Annotated in this window: 6 protein-coding genes and 1 pseudogene; 3 read left to right on the top strand and 4 right to left on the bottom strand. The window is 66.8% G+C overall.

The window, feature by feature from the left end; all coding sequences use genetic code 11:
* The 3 genes from ACIQ6O_RS11180 to ACIQ6O_RS11170 all read right to left on the bottom strand — a co-directional run.
* A partial coding sequence (locus ACIQ6O_RS11180) for a response regulator (protein ID WP_396207870.1) occupies positions 1–660 on the bottom strand: 660 nt, incomplete at its 3' end.
* Positions 661–975: 315 nt separating this feature from the next.
* On the bottom strand, positions 976–1,659 hold the full coding sequence (locus ACIQ6O_RS11175; RefSeq protein ID WP_396207869.1) for a hypothetical protein: 684 nt from the start codon (positions 1,657–1,659) through the stop codon (positions 976–978).
* A 130-nt stretch (positions 1,660–1,789) separates the two neighbouring features.
* Positions 1,790–2,002, bottom strand: a complete 213-nt coding sequence (locus tag ACIQ6O_RS11170; RefSeq protein WP_291160622.1) for a cold shock domain-containing protein — start codon at positions 2,000–2,002, stop codon at positions 1,790–1,792.
* 385 nt (positions 2,003–2,387) lie between these two features.
* On the opposite strand from ACIQ6O_RS11170, the gene ACIQ6O_RS11165 reads away from it, so the two are divergent.
* The 3 genes from ACIQ6O_RS11165 to ACIQ6O_RS11155 all read left to right on the top strand — a co-directional run bounded on the left by ACIQ6O_RS11165 (position 2,388) and on the right by ACIQ6O_RS11155 (position 6,054).
* A complete protein-coding gene (locus tag ACIQ6O_RS11165; protein ID WP_396207868.1) occupies positions 2,388–3,332 on the top strand; it encodes an alpha/beta hydrolase fold domain-containing protein in 945 nt (314 codons plus the stop codon).
* 101 nt (positions 3,333–3,433) lie between these two features.
* The gene (locus ACIQ6O_RS11160; RefSeq protein ID WP_396207867.1) at positions 3,434–3,610 is read left to right on the top strand and encodes a hypothetical protein; all 177 of its coding nucleotides are present in this window, start codon (positions 3,434–3,436) and stop codon (positions 3,608–3,610) included.
* A 2-nt stretch (positions 3,611–3,612) separates the two neighbouring features.
* Positions 3,613–6,054, top strand: coding sequence for a helicase HerA domain-containing protein (locus ACIQ6O_RS11155; RefSeq protein WP_396207866.1), 2,442 nt, complete (start codon positions 3,613–3,615; stop codon positions 6,052–6,054).
* Positions 6,055–6,212: 158 nt separating this feature from the next.
* Here the strand turns inward: ACIQ6O_RS11155 and ACIQ6O_RS11150 are convergent.
* A pseudogene (locus ACIQ6O_RS11150) lies at positions 6,213–6,414 on the bottom strand (hypothetical protein); the annotation flags it as partial.

Here is a 6,414-nt window from a genome sequence, read left to right as displayed (position 1 = left end):
CGCGATGTGCAGCCGTTCGGCAATGTCGCGGTTGCTGAGCCCCTCGCCAAGCAGACTGATGATTTCTCGCTCACGCACGGTGAGGCTCGCACTCTCCGCCATGATCGGCGGCGTCAGGCTCTCCCGCTCCCGTGCAATCTGCGCAAAGAGCGACCGGGTGAGCGCAGGCGGCAGCACAGCCTCGCCGCGGGCCACCTGCCGGATGGTCCGCACGTAATCGACGGCCGACGCATCGTCCATGACGAACGCCACCGCACCGGCGCTCACGAAATCCGCAATCTTCTCGTGCGTCGCCGTCATACCCGTGATGATAACGCGGAGGTCGGAGGCGACCAAGGAAAGGCGTGAACAGACCAACACGCCATCAAGCTCACCCAGATTCACGTCAAGCAGCGCCACCGCGGGTGCACGGGCCCCGTCGTTCCCCAGTGCTTCGGCTAACGCCAGTTGCGATGCCACCGACGATTCGGTCACCGGCCGGCGGACACAGAAGTCCGACTGTTGCTGCAGCATATCGCACAGGGCATGGTGCAGCAGCCGGTGGCCCTCGACCACGACGACCGTGATGATGGGCTCGGCCGTGTTGCCGGCGTCTGCCTGAGCGCGAACAAACGAAGACCCGCCAGTCACGGCGACTCCTTCGTGCACGGTGTCGCCCATCTCCCGCATACCATCCTATCGGTGGATTCATGCCGTGGCCGCACGTGGCCCCGCCACCCCAGCCTGTCTTTCACACAATTGCGCAATCTCGGCGCCCCCTTCACACTCACCGTGGGGTGCGTAACGTAGTACCGCCGGCGGCGTCGCACGGCAAACTCATCTACGTTATCCTACAGCAGCGGCGCTCCAGATGCTATCAATCGAAAGGTTGAGGTGGCCGTGCGCCGAATCCGGATGCCGGTATCCCCACGGCGAGCCCCATGTGCTCAAGCGCCCGTGCAAGGTTCCCAGGCGGGGCCTTCGCAGGGCGCCGCATCAGTCCTGCTGCAGCACCGGCAGAGCGCGCAGCCGCCCCCCGCTTACGCGGTCACCCTCGCGATGCGCCACGAACACGCCGCGCGTATCGCGGTTGGCCAGCAGCAGCGCGCGCCGGAGCCCGCCGCACAGGTAGGCGTTGCAGATGCTGCTGCGCATCGCGCGCGGCAACGTGCACCCCTGCGCCGCCTGATACACGCACCCCGGCTGCAACGTGCGCTCGGGGAGCCACGCGGCGTACGCCTCCACGATGGCGTCGTCGTCCAACGCGGGATGGGCGGCCATGAACTCGCGCAGCGTCCTGGTGCGGAGAAACGCGTGGTCGCCGCCGTTGCCACAGCAGGAACCGCGACATGCACTGCAGGTGGCTGCCACCACGCGCGTAGCCGTGGCATCCAGCTCGTCGGGGGTGTCGAGCGTGCGGTCGTCGTCAGCCGCGGAGGTGCGGCGCACCGTGGCCACCAGAGCGCGCACACGGGCGAGAAAGGCGCGCTTGCGGCGCAGTGCGAGAGGCCGGAGCCGCGCGTGATGCCGAGGGACGATGGCCACGGGCCACTGCACGTCGTGCAAGGAAGCGTCACCGGTCTCGTCCACGGCTCGCAGCGATGCGTCGCGCTGCTGCTGCACCTGCGCCTGCAACGCCTCGAGTCGCCGGCGGGCCTCACGAATGGATCCAGCAGTCATGGGGGCAACCTCGGCGACATTGCAGGGAAAGACAATTCAGGAGCGATGCGAACGGGCACCACGCGAACAACAAACGGGCCACCGGTCTTGCGACCGATGGCCCGTTGTCAGTTCGCTGAAGACGCGGCGATTAGCCGCGGAGCTTCACGACCTGCTCGGCCGCGGGGCCCTTCTGGCCCTGCACGATGTCGAATTCGACACGCTCGCCCTCGGCCAGGGTGCGGAAACCGCCGCCCTGAATGGCCGAGTGGTGGACGAAGCAATCCTTCGAGCCGTCGTCGGGCGTGATGAAGCCAAAGCCCTTGGCGTCGTTGAACCACTTCACCTTGCCGGTCGTACGCATGGCACTACTCCTGTTGCTGGGTGTTCGGAGTCCGGCCCTGCCGTACGCACCGAGCACTCGTGTTGATTCGCGGACCAATCCCCCGCGTGGGTTAGCCACCGTCGTGCAACGCTGGCCAAGCAGTCATACCGAAACGGGCTTCCACGAAAAAGGGACCCGCGTTGAGCCAGGTCCCCGAAGTCGCCTGCTACTGCGTATCCCGCGCCGTGGCGCGCCCATCGTGATGTGAGTGCTGCAAGACGTTAGCGCTCACTTGATCCAGCGTCAATACTGAATTAGTGAGGGGGCGTCACGCCCGGGTCACACTCACCGGAGGGACGGCTGGCCACCCGCCACCGTCACACCCTCGCGTCCCACCACCCCCATCCGTATGCCCGCCGGTCGCTTGCCTGCTCCCTCGTACCGGGCCCTCACCGCGGCCCTGCTGCTCCTCCCGGCCACCGCACTGGTGCCGACGGCCGGCGCGCAGGCCGCGCCGCCCGCGCGCCTGCTCCGGGCGGGCGACCTCGACACTCTCTCCCTCCGCGACGCGGGGCGACGGATCGCCTATGGCGACGACTCGCTGCAGTTCGGCGATCTCCGGCTGCCACCCGGTCTCAAGCGCGGGGCCCGGGCGCCGGTGGCGATCATCATACACGGGGGCTGCTGGATTTCGGGGTTCGCCACGCTGCGCAACACCGCGGCGCTCGCCGATTCTCTGGCGGCACAGGGGGTGGCCACGTGGAACGTGGAGTACCGCCGCGCCGATCACCCGGGGGGCGGCTGGCCCGGCACCCTCACCGATGTGGCGCGCGCCACCGACTATCTGCGCGTGCTCGCCCGCCAGTACCCTCTCGACACCTCACGGGTCGTGGCGGTCGGGCACTCCGCCGGTGGGCAGCTCGCGCTGTGGCTGGCCAGCCGTAAAGGGTTGCCCACGTCATCCCCACTTTCGACTGGCACCCCGCTCGCCGTGGCTGGCGTAGTCTCCCTCGGCGGCGTCACCGACCTCGAGGAATTCGCCGCGCGCATGCCGGCGGGCTGCGGTCGGGGGGCCGTGATGCTCCTGGGCGGCGCCCCGGCGTCACTCCCCGAACGAGTCGCCCTGGCGTCCCCCATCCGGCGTGTCCCACTCGGGATTCCGTCCGCGCATGTGGCCGGCGCCCAGGACGGCATCGCCCCCGACAGCGTCCGCGCCGCCTACGTGCGCAGGGCGGTCGCCGCCGGCGACCAGACGCCCGTGAACGTGACCGTGCCGGGCGGGCATTTCGAGGTGAACGCGCCGCGTACCGAGGCCGGCCGCGAGGTGCTGCGCCAAACGCTGCGTCTGCTTGGCCTTTCTCCGCGCTGACACCCGCCGGTCAGGCTGCCGGTCAGGCCATCGCGCTTTACAGGATCGATCGCGGGCGGCATCGTCTACCTGACGCGTTTCCCCTACCCGGAGTGCCCGCGATGAAAGACAACCAGCTCAAGTCCCTGCTCAAGAAGACGCAGACCAAGGCCGCTCAGGTGAAGAAGCCCACCAAGCAGGCCTACGATCCGACGCTCGCCGCCACGCGCGGTACCGAGGAGCGTGACGATTCCGAAGCGAAGGAAATCTTCAAGGAGATGAAGCGGCGCGAGTTCTGAGCATGACGGACTTCGAAACCCTCGGCGCCTTCTACCTCGGCAAGCGCTACGACATTCCGTCGCGTACCCGGCGCGACGACTACGTGTTGTACGACGCCAAGGATCTCACCACGCATGCCGTGATCATCGGCATGACCGGCAGTGGCAAGACCGGTCTCGGTGTGGGACTCCTCGAGGAAGCGCTCATCGACAAGGTGCCGGTGATCGCCGTGGACCCCAAGGGTGACCTCGGCAATCTCGCCCTGCGTTTTCCCGGGCTCGGCGCGAGCGACTTCCGCCCCTGGGTGGATCCGCAGCAGGCCACCAATGCGGGGATGACCACCGACCAGTTCGCCGCACAGCAGGCCGACCTGTGGAAGAACGGTCTCGCAGGATGGGGACAGGATGGCACGCGCATCCAGCGCTTCCGTGACGCCGCCGACATCACCATCTACACGCCGGGCAGCACCGCGGGGCGTCCGCTGTCGCTCCTCAAGGCATTCGACGCGCCGCCAGCTGCCGTACGCGACGATGCCGAAGCGATGCAGGATCGGGTGAACGCCACCACCACCTCGCTGCTCGCGCTGCTCGGCATCGACGCCGACCCCATTTCGAGCCGCGAGCACATCCTGCTCGCCAATCTGCTGCATCATGCCTGGCAGGAAGGACGCAGCCTCGACCTCGCGGCGTTGATCGGCGGTATTCAGAATCCGCCGTTCAGCACCGTGGGCGTGATGCCGCTCGACACGGTGTTCCCGCCGAAGGATCGCATGACGCTGGCGATGCAGCTCAACAACCTGCTGGCGTCGCCGGGCTTCAAGACGTGGATGCAGGGCGAGGCGCTCGATACGGCGAGTTTGCTGTACACCCCCAGCGGCAAGCCGCGTGGCAGCGTGATTTCCATCGCGCACCTGAACGACGCCGAGCGCATGTTCTTCATGACGCTGCTGCTGTCCGACATTCTCGCGTGGGTGCGCACGCAGCCGGGCACGGGGTCGCTGCGCGCGATTCTCTACATCGATGAGCTGTTCGGGTACATGCCACCCGTGGCGAACCCGCCGAGCAAGGTGCTGTTGCTCACGTTGCTCAAGCAGGCGCGCGCGTACGGTCTTGGTGTGGTGCTCGCCACGCAGAATCCGGTGGACCTCGACTACCGTGGTCTCTCCAACACGGGCACGTGGTTCATCGGCCGCTTGCAGACCGAACGCGACAAGATGCGTGTGATGGAAGGGCTCGAAGGCGTGAGCGGTGGCCAGCCGTTCGACAAGACCGCCATGGAGCAGACCATCGCGGGGCTCGGCAAGCGCGTGTTCCTGCTGCACAGCGTGCACGAACCAGCGCCCATCACGTTCGAAACACGATGGACGATGTCGTATCTCGCGGGCCCCATGACGCGCGAGCAAATCAAGAGCATTACGGCGCTCGCGCCGGCACCCGCGACCGCGCACGGCGCGGCCGCCACCTCACCAGCACTCAGTCCGAGTGCGACTGGTGGTGGTCTGGCGTCACTCGATGCAAAAGCGGCAAGCGCACCGGTACTGCCGCCCGACATTCCGCAGTTCTTCCTGCCGCCCAACACCGACGGTGCGCTGCTCTACAACCCGGTGGTGCTCGGCCTCGCCGATGTGAGCTTCACCAACGCAAAGCTCGGTATCACCGAATCACGCCGCGTGACGCTCACGGCCTCGATCGACGACGGCCCCATTGCGCTCGAGTGGGACAGCGCCGAACGGCGTGAACTCGAGCCGTCGGCGCTCGAACAGCGACCGCGGGACGGCGCCGCCTTTGGCGCGCTGCCACCGGTCGCGACGAAAGCCAAGAACTACGGCGTGTGGAGCAAGGCGCTGCAGAAGTGGGTGGTGACGAACGAGACCGTGACGCTCTACAAGAGCGCCGCGTTCAAGGCCACCTCGCAGCCGGGCGAAAGCGAGGCGCAGTTCCGCATCCGTCTTCAGGTGATGGCGCACGAAGCGCGCGATGCGAAGATCGAGGTGCTGCGCGGCAAGTACGCCGCCAAGCTCACCGCGGCGCAGGACAGGTTGCGCCGCGCCGAACAGGCGGTGCAGCGGGAATCGGCGCAAGCCTCACAGGCGAAGATGGATACCGCCCTCTCGGTGGGTGGCGCCATCCTCGGCGCCATCTTCGGCCGCGGCAAGGTGGGCGTAGGCACGCTCGGCAAGGTCGCCACGGCCACGCGTGGCGCGGGACGCGCCATGCAGCAGTCGGGCGATGTGGCGCGCGCGCAGGAAACGCTGGCCGCCGAACAGCAGAAATACGCCGAACTGGAGGCGAAGCTGCAGGCCGAGGTGGATGCCCTCGGCGCCGCCTACGATGCGCAGCAGGAACAGCTGGAAGCGGTGGTGGTGCGCGCGAAAAGCACCGATGTGCAGGTGCAGTTGTGCGCGTTGCTGTGGATGCCGTACACCAAGGATGCGAACGGCATGGTGAGTAAGGCGTGGGGGTAGACCACCAAGTGCTTCAGACGCACAGATGTCAGGTGAACTGACCACTGACAACTATCACTACGAACTACAAACTCCTCGCCGACCGCGGGGAGTTTGTAGTTCGTAGTGAAAGTTCTCAGTGATCAGTACACACCGCCTCTCTTTGCCTCATCAACCTACTACCGCTTTAGGACATTCAACGACCAGTCATACTGGCGGTAGTTCAGCAGAGCGCGCCCTTCCTCGATCCGTTTTCGCTGCGGCTCGGTGGGGCGGAAGGTGATGTACGGCGCCACGAAGAGAATCATCTCCTTGCGCGAACTGCCGAAGTCTCGCTCATAGGCCTCGAACAGACGATTGAGCCCCAGCACTCCATTGCGA

The organism is Gemmatimonas sp., assembly GCF_044345575.1.
Lineage (GTDB): Bacteria > Gemmatimonadota > Gemmatimonadetes > Gemmatimonadales > Gemmatimonadaceae > Gemmatimonas.
This window is presented reverse-complemented; position numbering and strand designations above follow the sequence as displayed.